The organism is Pseudomonas sp. URMO17WK12:I6 (genome assembly GCF_003253625.1).
GTDB lineage: Bacteria > Pseudomonadota > Gammaproteobacteria > Pseudomonadales > Pseudomonadaceae > Aquipseudomonas.
Genome location: NZ_QKYZ01000001.1, coordinates 383,582 through 398,365, shown reverse-complemented (window position 1 = coordinate 398,365; position 14,784 = coordinate 383,582). Strand labels below are relative to the sequence as shown.

The 14,784-nt window shown below is 59.8% G+C and carries 15 protein-coding genes; 8 read left to right on the top strand and 7 right to left on the bottom strand.

Features of this window, described 5'->3' with window-relative positions; translation table 11 throughout:
- Nucleotides 1–2 precede the first annotated feature (2 nt).
- The 4 genes from F475_RS01895 (at nucleotide 3) to F475_RS01880 (ending at nucleotide 3,954) form a co-directional block, all read left to right on the top strand.
- Nucleotides 3–1,157, top strand: coding sequence for a uroporphyrinogen-III C-methyltransferase (locus tag F475_RS01895; protein ID WP_111453031.1), 1,155 nt, complete (start codon nucleotides 3–5; stop codon nucleotides 1,155–1,157).
- Nucleotides 1,154–2,392, top strand: a complete 1,239-nt coding sequence (locus F475_RS01890) for a heme biosynthesis protein HemY (protein ID WP_111453030.1) — start codon at nucleotides 1,154–1,156, stop codon at nucleotides 2,390–2,392. The genes F475_RS01895 and F475_RS01890 overlap by 4 nt, the downstream gene beginning before the upstream one ends.
- 361 nt (nucleotides 2,393–2,753) lie before the next feature.
- Nucleotides 2,754–3,305: a disulfide bond formation protein B gene (locus tag F475_RS01885; protein ID WP_018927546.1), complete on the top strand. Its 552-nt coding sequence runs from the start codon at nucleotides 2,754–2,756 to the stop codon at nucleotides 3,303–3,305.
- Between the two features lie 178 nt (nucleotides 3,306–3,483).
- Nucleotides 3,484–3,954, top strand: a complete 471-nt coding sequence (locus F475_RS01880; RefSeq protein WP_018927547.1) for an Rsd/AlgQ family anti-sigma factor — start codon at nucleotides 3,484–3,486, stop codon at nucleotides 3,952–3,954.
- A gap of 61 nt (nucleotides 3,955–4,015) precedes the next feature.
- On the opposite strand, the gene F475_RS01875 is transcribed toward F475_RS01880, so the two are convergent.
- Complete coding sequence (locus F475_RS01875) at nucleotides 4,016–4,681, bottom strand: FKBP-type peptidyl-prolyl cis-trans isomerase (protein WP_111453029.1); 666 nt, start codon at nucleotides 4,679–4,681, stop codon at nucleotides 4,016–4,018.
- A 192-nt stretch (nucleotides 4,682–4,873) separates the two neighbouring features.
- Between F475_RS01875 and F475_RS30545 the strand changes: the two genes are divergently transcribed.
- Nucleotides 4,874–6,055: an AlgP family protein gene (locus tag F475_RS30545; RefSeq protein ID WP_111453028.1), complete on the top strand. Its 1,182-nt coding sequence runs from the start codon at nucleotides 4,874–4,876 to the stop codon at nucleotides 6,053–6,055.
- Here the strand turns inward: F475_RS30545 and F475_RS01865 are convergent.
- On the bottom strand, nucleotides 6,052–6,516 hold the full coding sequence (locus tag F475_RS01865) for a TIGR02444 family protein (protein ID WP_111453027.1): 465 nt from the start codon (nucleotides 6,514–6,516) through the stop codon (nucleotides 6,052–6,054). The two genes, F475_RS30545 and F475_RS01865, sit on opposite strands and share 4 nt — an antisense overlap.
- A 50-nt stretch (nucleotides 6,517–6,566) precedes the next feature.
- Here F475_RS01865 and F475_RS01860 point away from each other — a divergent pair, with 50 nt between their 5' ends.
- The 3 genes from F475_RS01860 to F475_RS01850 all read left to right on the top strand — a co-directional run bounded on the left by F475_RS01860 (nucleotide 6,567) and on the right by F475_RS01850 (nucleotide 9,817).
- Entirely contained in the window at nucleotides 6,567–8,477 is a 1,911-nt protein-coding gene (locus F475_RS01860) for an ATP-binding cassette domain-containing protein (RefSeq protein WP_064621055.1), read from the top strand.
- The gene (locus F475_RS01855) at nucleotides 8,477–9,067 is read left to right on the top strand and encodes a mechanosensitive ion channel family protein (RefSeq protein ID WP_019650132.1); all 591 of its coding nucleotides are present in this window, start codon (nucleotides 8,477–8,479) and stop codon (nucleotides 9,065–9,067) included. Before F475_RS01860 ends, F475_RS01855 begins: the two co-directional genes overlap by 1 nt.
- Before the next feature lie 117 nt (nucleotides 9,068–9,184).
- Nucleotides 9,185–9,817, top strand: a complete 633-nt coding sequence (locus F475_RS01850) for a LysE family transporter (protein ID WP_018927553.1) — start codon at nucleotides 9,185–9,187, stop codon at nucleotides 9,815–9,817.
- A 70-nt stretch (nucleotides 9,818–9,887) separates the two neighbouring features.
- Here the strand turns inward: F475_RS01850 and F475_RS01845 are convergent, their stop codons facing one another.
- The 5 genes from F475_RS01845 to F475_RS01825 form a co-directional block, all read right to left on the bottom strand.
- Nucleotides 9,888–10,631 carry a hypothetical protein gene (locus F475_RS01845; RefSeq protein ID WP_018927554.1) on the bottom strand — a complete coding sequence of 248 codons (744 nt, stop codon included), beginning with the start codon at nucleotides 10,629–10,631 and terminating at the stop codon, nucleotides 9,888–9,890.
- 3 nt (nucleotides 10,632–10,634) lie between these two features.
- Nucleotides 10,635–11,222, bottom strand: coding sequence for a penicillin-binding protein activator LpoB (gene lpoB, locus F475_RS01840; protein ID WP_007941608.1), 588 nt, complete (start codon nucleotides 11,220–11,222; stop codon nucleotides 10,635–10,637).
- A 39-nt stretch (nucleotides 11,223–11,261) separates the two neighbouring features.
- Complete coding sequence (locus tag F475_RS01835) at nucleotides 11,262–11,633, bottom strand: YcfL family protein (RefSeq protein ID WP_018927555.1); 372 nt, start codon at nucleotides 11,631–11,633, stop codon at nucleotides 11,262–11,264.
- A gap of 15 nt (nucleotides 11,634–11,648) precedes the next feature.
- Entirely contained in the window at nucleotides 11,649–13,043 is a 1,395-nt protein-coding gene (locus F475_RS01830; RefSeq protein WP_064621052.1) for a COG3014 family protein, read from the bottom strand.
- A 207-nt stretch (nucleotides 13,044–13,250) separates the two neighbouring features.
- Complete coding sequence (locus tag F475_RS01825) at nucleotides 13,251–14,648, bottom strand: COG3014 family protein (RefSeq protein WP_064621051.1); 1,398 nt, start codon at nucleotides 14,646–14,648, stop codon at nucleotides 13,251–13,253.
- Nucleotides 14,649–14,784 lie beyond the last annotated feature (136 nt).

Genomic DNA, 14,784 nt, shown 5'->3' with positions numbered 1-14,784 from the left:
ACGTGAGCAAAACAGCCTTGCCTAAAGATGACGTCCAGCCGGTGCTCGATGCGCCGGCAGAAGCACCGGTTGTAACCGGGCCACCTGCTACTGAGCCGCGCCGAGGCAATGGGCTGGCAATCGTCGCGCTGCTGTTGGGCGCTGCCGGTGTTGCCGTGGGCGGTTGGGGAGTCTGGCAGGTGCGTCACCTGCAAGCCGATAACCTGCAGCAGTTGAGTCAGGTACAGGCGTTGAACGATCAGGCGCAGAGCCTGAAGCTCAACGAGCAGCGTCTGACCGCTCGCCTCGAACAAATGCCTGCCGCCGAAGAGCTCGATGCGCGCAGTCGCTTGGTCACTCAACTTCAGGGCGATCAACAGCGTTTGAATCAACGCCTGGAAACCGTCCTCGGTGCCAGCCGCAAGGATTGGCGTCTGGCCGAGGCTGAGCATTTGCTGCGACTGGCCAGCCTGCGTCTGTCGGCGTTGCAGGACATCAGCAGCGCCCAGGCCCTGGTGCAGGGGGCCGATGAGATACTCCGTGAACAGAATGACCCGGGGGCTTTTGCCGCTCGCGAGCAAGTGGCCAAAACCCTGGTGGCCCTGCGCAGTACCGAACAGCCGGATCGCACCGGGTTGTTCCTGCGACTGGGTGCCTTGCGCGATCAAGTGATCAGCCTCACCGAACTGGCGCCCGAGTACAAGGACCGTGGCGAATCCCTGCTGGGCCTGACGGCCGATGGCGACGGCGCCAGTCGCTGGGCGCAATGGTGGGATCAGATCTCGCGTTACATCCGAATCGATTTCAACGCCGACAAGAATGTCCGTCCATTGCTGGCAGGGCAGAGCCTGAGCCAGGTGCGTCTGGCCTTGAGCCTGGCGCTGGAACAGGCGCAGTGGGCCGCGCTCAACGGTCAGGCTGCGGTCTACACTCAGGCGCTGACCGAGGCGCGGGACGTGCTCAAGGGTAACTTCAACCCGGACAACCCTCAGAGCAAGATCATGCTGGAGCAGGTGGCCGAGTTGAGCAAACAGCCAGTCACGGTGGTCACGCCGGATCTGACAGGCACGTTGAGCGCCGTCCAGGCTTACCTTGAGCGACGCAACGTCAACGCCGAGGACTCAGTGAAACCTCTTGGCAAACCTGCCGCGAGCACTGCGCAGGAGGCCACACCATGAAGCGTCTCTATGTGATCGTGTTCGTGGTCATCGCTGCCGCCGCCGCTTTGGGGCTGGCGATTGCCGAGCATTCCGGCTACGTGCTGATCGCCTACAAGAGCTTCCGTTACGAATCGAGCCTGTGGGCAACCCTGGCCTTGGTGGCCGTGCTGTGGCTGGTGTTCTGGGGCATCAAGGCGCTGGTCGAACTGGTGACGACTTCCGGTGGGGTGGTCAACCCATGGTCGCGGCGCAATCGCAGTCGACGGGTGCAAGTGGCGATCGAGCACGGCCAGCTGGATTTGGCCGAGGGCCGCTGGGCCAGTGCTCAGCGTCACCTGTATCGCGCGGCAGAAGCCGAGCGTCAGCCACTGCTCTACTACTTGGGTGCTGCCCGCGCCGCGAACGAACAAGGTCTCTACCAGGAAAGCGATAACTTGCTGGAGCGCGCTTTGGAGCGACAGCCCCAGGCCGAGCTGGCGATTGCCTTGAGTCATGCCCAATTGCAGACCGACCGCGGCGACACCGACGGCGCCCTGGTCACCCTGCAGGCCATGCACGAGCGTCATCCTCATAACGTCCAGACCCTGCGCCAGTTGCAACGCCTGCATCAGCAACGGGGCGACTGGTCGGCAGTGATTCGCTTGCTGCCGGAGTTACGCAAGGACAAGGTGCTGCCGCCGGCGGAGCTGGCTGAACTGGAGCAACGCGCCTGGGGTAAGAATCTTTCGTTGGCGGCGCACCGGGAAGAGGACGGAACGGTCGGTTTGCAATCGCTCGCTCGTGCCTGGCAGCAGCTCACCGCCGCTCAGCGGCAGGAACCGCAACTGGTGCTCGCCTATGCCGAGCAACTGCGGCAACTGGGAGCGCAGGTCGAGGCCGAAGAGGTTCTGCGTACGGCTCTCAAGCGCAAATACGACAGTCATCTGGCACGCCTGTACGGTCTGGTTCGCGGTAGCGATCCGGCCAGACAGCTGCACACCGCTGAAGGTTGGCTCAAGGATCATCCGGCCGACCCGAGCCTGTTGCTGACGTTGGGCCGTTTGTGTCTGCAAAGCAGTCTGTGGGGCAAGGCCCGGGATTATCTGGAAAACAGTCTGCGTGTACAGCGTAATCCTGAAGCCTGCGCCGAACTGGCGCGGTTGCTGGCGCAATTGGGTGACACTGAACGCAGTAATCAGTTGTTCCAGGAGGGCTTGGGCCTGCTGGACGAGCGCTTGCTGTCGGCTCCGCTGCCGGTGCCGGCTCATGCTTGATGCCGGCCTGTAGCCGCTGCCGAAGGCTGCGTTCGGCTGCGCAGCAGTCGTAAATCAGGCGCCGCAGTCGGATCAGGTGAGTCGTGTTAAACCGATTACGACTGCTGCGCAGCCGAACGCCGGCTGCGCCAGCTGCTACAGGGGGAGTCGTTCGTCAGGGCAATCCAACCGCTCCGAGTCTGCCACTGTTTTTGAGTTGTGGTCCTGGTCTGGCAAAGTCCTACAGCGGACTACATCTTATCCTCTCGACTCTGTCGGGAATTCCCTACACTTCTGGTGAAGTGTCCGTGCTGGCCTGCCTTGAAAGGCTGCTGCGCTTTCCTCTACCGTAACCGCTTGTCTCTACAGTTACGGAAAAGCCATGTCTTTGGCCTGCTCACGCTCCTTGTTTTTCATGGTTTTCATTGCAGGTGCCCTGGCCTTGGGCGTTTCCTATTACCTGGAATATGCGGTCGGCCTCAAGCCTTGCGGGTTGTGCCTGTTGCAACGGGTTTGCCTGGCGCTGCTCACGGGTGTCTGCCTGATGGCTTCGGTGCAGGGGCCTGGTCGCTTCGGATCATTCCTGTATTGGTTACTGGGTCTGCTATGCAGTGTGGCGGGTACCGTCACGGCGTGGCGGCAGGTTGTGTTGCAGAGTGATCCGGTGCATCAGCTCTCGGCATGCTCGCCCAACCTGACTGATCTGTTTGCCAGTACGCCCTGGTTGTGTGCCTTGCAACGGTTGTTCAAGGGAACCGACGACTGCGCGGAAATTTCCTGGACGCTGTTCGACCTGAGTATCCCGGAATGGAGCCTGTTGTTCTTCGTTGCGATGATGATTCTGGGCGGGTATCAATTGCTGCGCCTTGTCTGGATCGCCTGTCAGCGACCGCTCAGCGGCGAGTCGTCGCACCGGGTATTGACGGGCGATTAAACACTTGTATGAACTTTATCTCCTGCGTACCTTGAAGCCATAGGCGCGCGGGCATAATCTGGCCCGCACGTATCATTGGAATTATGTTGCTCGTTGCTGTTCTGCCTGACCAAGACCGGATGTGCCGAGTCTTGGTCAGGCGTAGAACGGCATGACCCATTAGGGAAGAGAGATCGCCATGTTAGATAGTTGTCAGAATGCTCAGGAACGCTGGGGTGGGGTTCATAAGCTCATTGACCGCTGGCTACAAGAGCGTGAAGAGTTGGTAAAGTCGTTCCACGACTTGCGAAATGCCAAACCGGCTTTCGCCGACAAGTCCTTGAACGGTCGGTTCTGCGAGATTCTTGTCGATTACGTTTCTGCCTGGCACTTCGAAGTGAGTGAGCATCTGGTCAATGAGGCCAAGGCCTTTGGCGACGATGGCGGCCTTGAACTGGCGGAGCAGATCAACCCGCGTATCGACGTGAGCACCGAGATGGCGCTGTCGTTCAATGATCATTGTCACAAGGGTGACTGCAACGACACCGAGCGTTTCGCCGAAGCGCTGGAAAAGCTGGGCAGCCAACTGCGTGAACGCTTCGAACTGGAAGATTGCCTGATCGAAGTGCTGCACACCGCCCACAAGGAAGAGAGTTCGGTTCAGGCCTGAACCCTTCCCGGCTAGACACTGAAAACGGTGCGCAATGCGCACCGTTTTTCGTTTCCGGCATTCAGCTTGTAGCACCACGCAATTCGACTTCGAATACCAGCGGCGTGAACGGCGCGATCAAGTCGCCGGCACCGTCGGCGCCATAGGCTTGCGCCGATGGAATTACCAGGCGCCATTTTGCGCCGACCGGCATATTTTGCAGCGCGCTACGCCAGCCGCTGATCACGCTATCAAGACTGAACCACTGCGGCTGACTGTTCTGATCGAACACGGTGCCATCAGGTAGACGACCGATATACAGCACCTGGACTTTGCCGTTCGGTCCTGCCTTCGCGCCGGTTCCGGGAGCCAGCTCGGTCAGCAATACTCCATCTGCCAATTGACGGACGCCAGGTTTGGTTTTTTCCTCATCGAGAAAGCGCCGCTCTTTTTCGAGGGCAACTTCGCTTTGCGCGACGGCGGGTTGCTCGGCGACCTGGGCTTCGTGCTCGGCAAGAATCTGTTCGATCTGCTCGTCTTTCAGCGCTAGCGGCTTACCTTGGTAGGCTTGCTGCAAACCTTCGAGCAGTGCCTGAAGTTGCAGGTCCGGAACCTCCTGGCGCAAGCGTTCGCCAAGGCTCGCACCCAAGCTGTAAGCGAGATCGTGAGCGTCATTTGTGGTGGCTTTTTCGGCGGCCTGGACCACGGAAAAAAACATGCACAGCGATAAAAAAAGGTAGCGCGACATAGGCACTCTCCGACCTGAGATGCGCAGGATTATGCCAGTGTGAATGCTCTCGAAGGTGAACTGGTTTTGCGTAAGCGCAGAACATTTTTACTTCGTTGCAACGCAGCGCTTTCGATACTGTCAACATGCCCTAGCGGCGGTTGCAGCAGAGGTCTAGTATGAGCCGCATTCACGTCAGCCAGGAGGTAAACCATGTCGGCCACCAAGAAGCCAGTAAATACTCCGTTGCACTTACTCCAACAACTCTCGGGCAGCCTGCTCGAGCACTTGGAAAACGCTTGTTCCCAAGCCTTGGCTGATGCTGAAAAACTGCTCGCCAAACTGGAAAAGCAGCGCGGAAAAGCGCAGGAAAAACTGCATAAATCCCGCACCAAATTGCAGGACGCTGCGGCGGCCGGCAAAGCCAAGGCACAAGCCAAGGCCAAAGATGCGGTGAAAGAACTTGAGGACCTGCTCGACGCCCTCAAGGCTCGTCAGTCCGAAACTCGCAGCTACATCCTGCAACTCAAACGCGACGCTCAAGAAAGCCTGAAACTGGCCCAGGGTGTCGGTCGTGTCCAAGAGGCTGTCGGCAAGGCGTTGTCCCTGCGTTCGGCCAAGCCAGCCGCGGCACCTGCGAAGAAAGCCGCTGCCAAACCGGTTGCTGCAAAAGCACCGGCCAAGCCTGCTGCGGCTCCTGTTAAAAAAACCGCCGCCAAAGCACCGGTAAAAGCTGCAGCGAAACCAGCCGCAAAACCTGCGGCGAAAAAACCAGTCGCTGCCAGCGCTGCGAAACCAGCAGCTAAAACGACAGCTGCCAAACCTGCCGCTAAGCCAGTCGCTGCCAAAACAGCTGCCGCTAAACCCGCTGCCAAAACCACGGCTGCCAAACCCGCCGTGGCGAAAACTGCAGCTGCCAAACCGGCCGCTAAACCTGCTGCAAAACCAGCAGCCAAAACTGCCGCCAAACCTGTCGCGGCTAAAACCGCTGCAGCCAAGCCTGCTGCAAAACCGGCGGCGAAACCTGCTGCAAAAACTGCTGCAAAAACTGCAGCCAAACCCGCCGCTAAACCGGCTGCCAAAACTGCTGCTGCGAAACCTGCCGTCGCTGCCAAGCCAGCCACTGCCGCCAAACCAGCTGTAGCGAAACCAGCAGCCAAACCTGCCGCTGCCAAACCGGCTGCAAAACCTGCCGCCAAGCCAGCAGCAAAACCGGCCGTGAAAAAGCCAGTCGTTGCTGCAAAGCCGACTGCCGCACCTGTTGCCAAGCCAGCAACCCCGGCCCCGGCCCCAGCTGCATCGGCTTCGCCGGCTCCGGTAGCCACTACCTCGACAGCTTCGCCTGCGCCAGCGGCATCGTCGAGCACCAGCACTACCCCAACCAGCGCTTCCTAAGTGCCGGTTACCGCGACGCGCAGCTGATGCAGCGCGTCGCGGCTCAGGTTGGCGGCGCCTGCTGCCATACCTTCCAGCCAGGCCGTTGGATCGGTCGCTCCACACTGCGGCCAACTCTGCGCCAAACGCTCCAGTCGCAGCAACAAATGCCTTTCGGCTTCCATCTCCAGTGTCTTCACTTTTTCGCGCAAATCATCCAGACCGGCATCCTCGCTGGCAGCGGCTTTCCATTGCTGGCGCAAGGTGCGTAACGGTTGCACGACATCCACGTCCCAAGGCCCGGCTACATCGCGTAGCAGCTGCAAGCGTTGTTCGTTGCAGGCGACTCCACGTTGCCCCAGCCACAATCCACAGAGCAGCAGGCACACATTCACACCCGCTGCCTGCAATTGCAGGCAGGCGTGTTCAACGCCGGGAAGGGCGTAAGTGTCGAGGGAAAAGCTCCACAGGTCAGAGGACATAGTGCTACTCGCGCCAGTTGCGAGCGAAGCTGGTAGACTCCGCCGCCATTATGATTCGACTTCAGAACCTGACTTTACAGCGTGGCCCGCAACGTCTGCTAGAAGACGCCGAGCTGACCCTGCACGCCGGCCACAAAGCCGGCCTCATCGGTGCCAACGGCGCCGGCAAATCGAGCCTGTTCGCCTTGCTTCGGGGCGAGCTGCACCCGGACTCGGGTGACTGCTTCCTGCCGGCCGACTGGCGCATCGCCCACATGCGCCAGGAGGTCGACACCCTCGAGCGCCTGGCGGTCGACTACGTGCTCGATGGCGACCTGCGCCTGCGTCAGGTGCAACGCGACCTGGCGGCGGCCGAAGCGGCCCATGACGGCGCCGCTCAGGCCCGCCTGCACTCGGAGCTCGACAGCGCCGATGGGTACACCGCCGATGCCCGGGCTCGCAAGCTATTGGCGGGCCTTGGGTTCACCAACGAGCAAATGGACCGGCAAGTAGGAGATTTCTCCGGTGGCTGGCGGATGCGTCTGAATCTGGCGCAGGCTTTGATGTGCCCCTCGGACCTGTTGCTGCTCGACGAACCGACCAACCACTTGGACCTCGACGCCATCATCTGGCTCGAAGAGTGGCTCAAAAGCTACCCCGGCACTTTATTGCTGATTTCCCACGACCGGGACTTCCTCGATGCCGTGGTCGATCACGTAGCTCACGTCGATCAACGCAAGATCACCCTGTATCGCGGCGGTTACACCGCGTTTGAACGGGCCCGTGCCGAACGTCTGGCACAGCAACAGCAGGCGTACGAGAAGCAACAGGCGCAACGTGCGCACATGGAAAGCTACATTGCCCGCTTCAAGGCCCAAGCCACCAAGGCCCGTCAGGCCCAGAGCCGGATCAAGGCGCTGGAGCGGATGGAAGAGCTGTCCGCCGCGCACGTCGATTCGCCGTTCGATTTCGTCTTTCGCGAATCGCAGAAAATCTCCAGCCCGCTGATCGATCTATCGGACGCTCGCTTGGGTTATGGCGAAAAAACCGTGCTGGAGAAGGTCAAGCTGCAACTGACCCCTGGCGCGCGGATCGGTTTGCTCGGCCCCAACGGTGCCGGTAAATCGACCCTGATCAAGAACCTCTCCGGTGAGCTCGAGCCATTGGCGGGCCGACTGACCCGGGGCGAGAACACCGTGGTTGGTTACTTCGCCCAGCATCAACTGGACTCCCTCGATTCCAAGGCCAGCCCGTTGCTGCACTTGCAGCGCCTGGCGCCAACCGAACGTGAGCAGACCCTGCGTGACTTCCTCGGTGGTTTCGACTTCCGGGGTGCACGTATCGATGAGCCGGTGTTGAATTTCTCCGGTGGCGAAAAGGCGCGACTGGCCCTGGCGCTGATCGCCTGGGGCCGACCGAACCTGTTGCTGCTCGACGAACCGACCAACCACCTGGACCTGGAAATGCGCCTGGCGCTGACCATGGCGTTGCAGGAATTCAGTGGCGCGGTTCTGGTGGTCTCCCACGATCGTCATTTGCTTAAAAGCACCACCGACAATTTCTATCTGGTGGCAGACGGCAAGGTCGAGGAGTTCGACGGCGACCTGGAAGACTACACCCGTTGGCTGGTGGAGTACCGTCAGCGCAACGTGCCGGTCAGCAATACCCCGGTCAACCCGGACAAGACCGACAAGAAAGCCCAGCGCCAGGCCGCCGCCGCGTTGCGTCAGCAACTGGCACCGCACAAGCGCGAGGCCGACAAGCTCGAAGCCGAGTTGGGCAAGCTGCACGAGAAACTGGCGAAGATCGACGCCAGCCTCGGCGACAGCGATATTTACGAGCCGGCACGCAAGAACGAATTGCGTGATCTGCTGGCCGAGCAGGCCCGGCTGAAGGTGCGTGAAGCCGAGCTGGAAGAAGCCTGGATGGAAGCGCTCGAATTGCTCGAAAGCATGCAGGCGGAGCTGGAGGCGCTGTCTTGATGGAGGCCTTCAAGCTGCCGTTGCCGGCGATGTGGGTCGAGCCGCTCTGGCTGGTCGTGCAAATCCTGCTGATCCTGCTGGCCGGCTATGTCGCTCAGCGCGTCGTCGCTAAAGGCCTGACTCGCTTGGGCGAGCGTTACCCGTTCCCGCCGCAGTTCTTGATGCCGCTGCGCGGTGGTTTGCGTTGGCTGATCATGGGTAGCGCGCTGATCTTCGTGCTGGAGCGTCTTGGGGTGTCGGCCACGGTGCTCTGGACCGCGTTGTCCGGCTTCGTGGCGGTGGCTGCCGTGGCGTTTTTCGCCATGTGGAGCGTGCTGTCCAATCTGTTGTGCGCGATCCTGATCTTCACCGTCGGCCCATTCCGAATCGGCGATGTGGTCGAGTTGGTGGACACCACCGACAAGCCGGGCGTCAAGGGCCGGGTGGTGGCGATCAATCTGCTCTACACCACGCTGATCGAAGCCGAAGAGCTCGGTACCGGCAGTGCCATGGTGCAAGTGCCCAACAGCCTGTTCTTCCAGCGCTCGGTTCGACGCTGGCGCGGTACTGATGTATTTCCTTCAAACGGGTTCGAAAAGCAGGCTCGATAGGACGCTACCGCCGTCAACGCTGGTCGGCAGTCACTCTGTCCTGCAAAAAATCGGTAGTCATTGGTCGTAAGGCGCATTAGCTTAGACGTTTGTCACGAGTCTGAGTCGAGGTGTGCAATGCTGCTTCAAACATGGCTGGCATTTTTTGCCGCCTGCTGGGTAATCAGTCTTTCCCCCGGTGCCGGCGCCATTGCGTCGATGTCCAGCGGCCTGCGCTACGGTTTCTGGCGCGGTTACTGGAACGCCCTGGGTCTGCAACTGGGCCTGGCGTTGCAAATTGCGATTGTCGCTGCCGGTGTCGGTGCGATCCTCGCGGCCTCCGCCACTGCCTTTTATGCGATCAAATGGTTCGGCGTGGCTTACTTGGTCTACCTCGCGGTCAAGCAATGGCGCGCGCTGCCCAATGAGATGAGCGACGACGCTGCCATTCGGCAGATCGGCAAGCCGATGGCGCTGGTGTTCCGCGGTTTTCTAGTGAACGTCAGCAACCCCAAGGCTTTGGTGTTCATGCTCGCGGTGCTGCCGCAATTCATCGATCCCCACGCGCCGCTGGTGGCCCAGTACCTGATCCTCGGCGTGACCATGATCTGTGTCGACCTGATCGTCATGGCCGGCTACACCGGGCTGGCGGCCAAGGTCCTGCGTTTGTTGCGCACGCCCAGGCAGCAGAAACGCATGAACCGCACTTTTGCCGGGCTGTTCATCGGCGCGGCGGCATTCATGGCGACTTTGCGCAAAGCAGCGACATAAAGCTTCAGGCACAAAAAAGGCGACCTATTGAGGTCGCCTTTTTCATTACTACAGAGTGGCCAGTCTGAGATCAGTGCAGAATCACCGGCGCCGTATCTCGCGGCAGGTTATTACGCAGCGGTGCCTGCCCCGGCTGCTCGTAACCCCCACCACCGAGCTGTTGGCTCAGTTGTGAAGCCACGTCTTCACCCAGCGCCTTGGACACGTCACGCACCACCCGTGGGCGGTTCAGGGAAACCCGGATGTCCCGGCCATTCACCAGTTTGGTGTCCTGACCTTCGCCCATCGCCGTGAAGGCCGAGGTGATCTCGAAGGTCTTGGTGTTGATCAGGCTGAAGTCCGCCACCAGCGTCAACGCCAGCACCGCCGAGTAACTGTCGGTGTTGGCCAGCTCATTCATGTCGCGGGTGAAGTCGATGTCTGACACGGTGCCGAACAGCACATAGTCGGCACCCTTGAAGCTACCGGCCTTGATGCGCTTGATCACGTCATACACGTCGCCTTTGGACGATGCCGTGTAAGGCGTGCCCTGCACCAACTGGAACATCCCGGTGCGCAGGATCTCGCCCTTGATGTCGCCGGTGAATTTGCGCAACTCGCCTTGCTCGATGTAGCTGTTGGTGGCTTCGTACTCTTCGTAACTGGAAGAACCACTGGCGCCGTAATAGCTCTGGCTATGGTTACTCTGTGCCGAAACAGTGTGGACGTATTGCTCCACGCGCTCCTGGTACGCCAGATCCGCTACTGCAACTTTCGGGGCCGCTTGCACGCTGAACGCGCAAGCCAGGGCCATCATGCCAATCCATGTGCGCATCGATTAACGCTCCGTGGTTTTGCGGATCTCTTTTTCGTCCATCCACTCGGCCAGACCGCTTTCAACGTCGATCAATTGCAGGCTGAATTTGTAGAAGACGTCCTTGTAGTCGCTGCTGCGCTTGACGATCGAGCTGATCGAACCTTCAAGACGGTATTGGGCGGCAATCATGTTGCCGGTCTTGGCCACGGTGCTCTTCTTGTACAGGCCGCTCTGGTTTTGCAGCTTGAGCTGGTCGACCTGGCTCTGCATTGCGGTGTTGTCGCTGGCGAAACGGGCGACGCCGGACTTCATCAGCTGGGTCTTGATGCTGGTAGTGATTTCGCGGGTATCGATGTACTCGCTGGTCTTGTTCTTCACGTCGTAGACCTGAACCACCGGACGGCCTTGCAGGATGCCGGACTGGGCCAGGGAGCGGGTCATGGATTCGGCGATCATCTGCAGGTCGGTGGAGCCGAACTCGTTGGTCACGGTTTCCACGGCTTTGGTGTCGCCGTAGCTGATGTTTTTGCTGCCCAGCGTCGGTGAAGTGTTGGCGCAACCGCTGGCCAAGAGGGCGATGACGGCGATGAACGAAAAGCGTGCAAACATGGGAATGCTCTCTAGAACTGAACGAATAGGGTGTCGGGCTTAAGGCGTTTTGATTTCGAGACGGAAATCCACGGCTTTGGCGGTTGGCGCAATGGCCTGGATGAAACTGGTCTGCTCGCCGTACATCATCTGGCTTTTCCAGGTTTCCTCTTCGGCAACCGGGAAGCCTTCAGGGCCGAGCCAGGCAAAGCGGTAGTAGAAGGTCTTGTTGTTGTAGCTGGTGTTGCTCAGCTGTGCGTTGACCGTCATAAAGCCGTTTTCCCGCGCCACGCGCATGGCGCCGACCACGATGTTCTTGAGCTTGCCCATGGCCACGACCTTGCTGGCAGCGCTGCCTGGCTCCGGTGGTGGCGGGGTGGCGCAGCCGGCCAGCAAGGCCAGGGCGACGACAGTGATGAGTTTGAAGCGCATGCAAAGACTCCGTTCTTAAGGTTGTTTGAGGCTGGCCACGGTGGTCGGGTTGGCGCTCGGGATCACATGAGCGGCCTGGCCGCTGGCGAATACCTGATTGCCCACGGCGCGCAGGCTGATGACCTGATAGCGCTGATCCACAGTGATCTTGACCACCGAACCGCCCACGGCGCTCGGCAGGGTGACTTGGTGCTCGCCTTTCTTCAAGCGTAGACGCACGACTTGAGTGGTGTCTGGCAGGGTACGCCATGTACGGGTATCGGCACCTTCGAGCACCGCTGAAGAGATCCCGACCGCAAGACCCGCCAGTGGGTTGGATTCGTTGATCTTCTTCTGAGCCACGCCTTTGGTCACGGCACGGACGGTGGTGCGCAGGATGATGCCCGGCATGTCATCACGCAGCGCGCGGCGGGACATGGCGGTGGTGCTGTTGAGTTGCGTCAGGTTCACCTGCTGACCGTCTACGCCGATCTGGGCGAAGGGAGCGGTCGAGGTGTCCGGCTTGATGACCGGGAACGACAGCGGTGTGATCACCACCTGGTTGCTGATCGGCAATGGCAACGGAATGCGGATCGAGTCGCGGGACGGCGCCAGGCCGCTTTGCACGACGATCAGGATGTCGCTGTCCTCGTCCTTGGCGGGTTTGTCGAGATTCACCAGCGCCTGTTCCAGCAGCGGGGTGTTCGGGCGCAATTCGGCGGCCTTGCGATAGCCCGGTGCAGCCAGGTCTTTCTCGCCCAGGGCTTCATAGACGAAACCGGCCAGGTAATGGCTGAACGCACTCTGGTAGCTGTTTTTCAGGCTGACCACTTCTGGCGCGTCGAGGCTGGCCACCGGATAACCCTGGAGATCCTTGTACTGGGTTTTGACGCCTTCCTTCTCGGCCTGCTCTTCGCTCTTGAGGTATTCCTTGTCGCGCAGGTCGGCGATCACCGCTTCACGTTCGTGAGTTTTCTTGATCGCGGTGCGCGCGCCGTCGAAGTCGTTCACCGCCAGCAGGTTGAGGGCCATCTGCGTGGTCAGCATGACTTTCTCGTAGTCGTAGCCTTCGTAGCGACGGACTTTGTCATTGACCAGGAAGCTGCCGAACTGAGCCAGGTACTTTTCGGTGTCGAGCTTGACCGAGTCTTCCCACTTGCCCACCACCTGATCGGCGCTGCTCCAGGCATTCTGGCTGCCGGACAAGTCGCCCTTGGCGCGCAGCAGTTCACCCTTCTCGAAGTAATAGAGCAGGTCTTTGTCGGCGCCGGTGTTGTTCTTTTCCAACAAGGTCAAGGCGCCGTCGACGTTGCCGGCAGCCAGTTGCTGGTTGGTTTGTGCCAGTTCGGAATCGTAGTTGCGAAAAGCCGAACAGCCGGAGAGCAAGGTGACAGCGCTGAGCGCGATCGAGGTAAGGGCGCGAGAGGCCATAGGGGGTACTTCTTCCCTGAGTATAAGCAGCCGCGCGTGCTGGTCGGGCTGTTGGGACCCATCGGCAGGGAGACTGGCGCCCTGCCAATTCCTCATAAAAAGAGGAGCTTAAATGCCGTATCGCGAGAACGACGGCGCGGCATTATAAACAGGGATGCTGGCTATGTAATGGCTTTTTAATTGTATGTTTTCACAACGTGCCATTACTTATTTCTGGCCTGATACCGGCGCTGGCGAGGTTTGCACATAAGTCTTTCCGACGACGAATGCCACGGTGTTTATTGTGCGCAGGTTGATGACTTGAAAGTCGCGGTCGATGCGCAGGGTTACCGGCGGGGTGCCGGGCGCGTTCGGCGCGCTGAACAGGTGTTCACCTTTTTTCAGCCGCAGACGCGCGACCAGGGTTTTGTCCGGCAAGGTACGCCATGTGCGGGTGTCGGCCTCCTCGAATGGGTCTTCGCGCGTGACCACCAGCGATGCTTTGGCCGGGTTGCGTTGGTTTTCCTCAGCCTGGCCGATAGCCGCCATGTTGGCGCGGAACATGGCCCGCGAGATGATGGCGGGCATATCATCACGCAAGGTGCGCAAGGCCATGTCGGTGACGCTGTTGAGTGCGGTCAGCGGCCGTTTTCGACCATCGACGATGATGTGGTCGAATGCTGGCGTGATGGTGTCCGGGATCATCACCGGGAAAGAAATCGGGGCAACGATCACCAGGTTTTCGTTGAGCCGTACCGGAATCGGCACGCGCACCGAGCTGCGTGCCGGTGCCAGGCCGCTTTGGACAATGATTAACACATCACTTTCATCGGCTTTTGCCGGCGGTTTGTCGAGATTGCGCAACGCCTGCTCGAGAAACGGCAGGTTCGGGCGCAATTCAATTGCCTGGCGATAGCCCGGCGCGGCGAGATCGCGTTCGCCGAGGGCTTCATAGGTGAAGCCAGCCAGGTAATGACTGAAGGCACTCTGATAGCCGTTTTTCAATTCGATGACGGCTGGCGCATCGAGGGTGGTCACCGGGTAGCCTTGCAGATCCTTGTAACGCACCGAAATGCCCTGGGCCTTGGCCTGCTCTTCGAGCTCTTCGTATTGCCGCTCGCGCTGGCGGGCAATCAGTGCTTCGCGTTCGTGGGTTTTCTTGATGTCGGCGCGGGCGCCGTCGAAGTCATTCGCAGCCAATTGGTTGAGGGCCATTTGCGTGGTCAGCATGACTTTTTCGTAATCGTAACCTTCGTAGCGACGCAGTTTGTCGTTGACCAGCATGGTGCCCATTTCATTGCCAAACCGTGTGAGCAGTTTCATGGCCCCGGAGGGCACCGCTTCTTCGCGCTGGAATACCATCTGGTCAGCGCTGCGCCAGGCTTTCTGGCTCTCCGGCAGCGCATTGGCGACACTAAGGATGGCGCCTTTCTCGAAGTAATAGAGCAGATCCTTGTCTTCCCAGGGATTGTGCAGCTCCACTAGGTCCAACGCACCCTGGAGGTTGCCCACCAATAGTTGGTCATTGGTCTGTTGCATCTCCTGATCATAATTTCGGTACGCGGCACAGCCACTCAGTTGTAGGGCGAAACTCAGCAGCAAAGAGAACAACAGGCAGGAGCGCATGGACGATGATTCTTCCCTGATCGGATACCGCGAGGAGATAGCAGTTTGCCGCCCAATGTACACGCCGTTATGCGGGAAATACCAACAAAGCTTGAGCGAAACTCATTGGAAGTGAACAATGTGTTACTTCGTATTT

Coding starts and splice junctions, on each gene's coding strand:
- F475_RS01845 (WP_018927554.1), bottom strand. CDS start 10,631: ATGCGCACATGGATTGGCATGATGGCCCTGGCTTGCGCGTTCAGCGTG.
- F475_RS01890 (WP_111453030.1), top strand. CDS start 1,154: ATGAAGCGTCTCTATGTGATCGTGTTCGTGGTCATCGCTGCCGCCGCC.
- F475_RS01830 (WP_064621052.1), bottom strand. CDS start 13,043: ATGGCCTCTCGCGCCCTTACCTCGATCGCGCTCAGCGCTGTCACCTTG.
- F475_RS01880 (WP_018927547.1), top strand. CDS start 3,484: ATGTTAGATAGTTGTCAGAATGCTCAGGAACGCTGGGGTGGGGTTCAT.
- F475_RS01875 (WP_111453029.1), bottom strand. CDS start 4,681: ATGTCGCGCTACCTTTTTTTATCGCTGTGCATGTTTTTTTCCGTGGTC.
- F475_RS30545 (WP_111453028.1), top strand. CDS start 4,874: ATGTCGGCCACCAAGAAGCCAGTAAATACTCCGTTGCACTTACTCCAA.
- lpoB (WP_007941608.1), bottom strand. CDS start 11,222: ATGTTTGCACGCTTTTCGTTCATCGCCGTCATCGCCCTCTTGGCCAGC.
- F475_RS01855 (WP_019650132.1), top strand. CDS start 8,477: ATGGAGGCCTTCAAGCTGCCGTTGCCGGCGATGTGGGTCGAGCCGCTC.
- F475_RS01850 (WP_018927553.1), top strand. CDS start 9,185: ATGCTGCTTCAAACATGGCTGGCATTTTTTGCCGCCTGCTGGGTAATC.
- F475_RS01865 (WP_111453027.1), bottom strand. CDS start 6,516: ATGTCCTCTGACCTGTGGAGCTTTTCCCTCGACACTTACGCCCTTCCC.
- F475_RS01885 (WP_018927546.1), top strand. CDS start 2,754: ATGTCTTTGGCCTGCTCACGCTCCTTGTTTTTCATGGTTTTCATTGCA.
- F475_RS01860 (WP_064621055.1), top strand. CDS start 6,567: ATGATTCGACTTCAGAACCTGACTTTACAGCGTGGCCCGCAACGTCTG.
- F475_RS01835 (WP_018927555.1), bottom strand. CDS start 11,633: ATGCGCTTCAAACTCATCACTGTCGTCGCCCTGGCCTTGCTGGCCGGC.
- F475_RS01825 (WP_064621051.1), bottom strand. CDS start 14,648: ATGCGCTCCTGCCTGTTGTTCTCTTTGCTGCTGAGTTTCGCCCTACAA.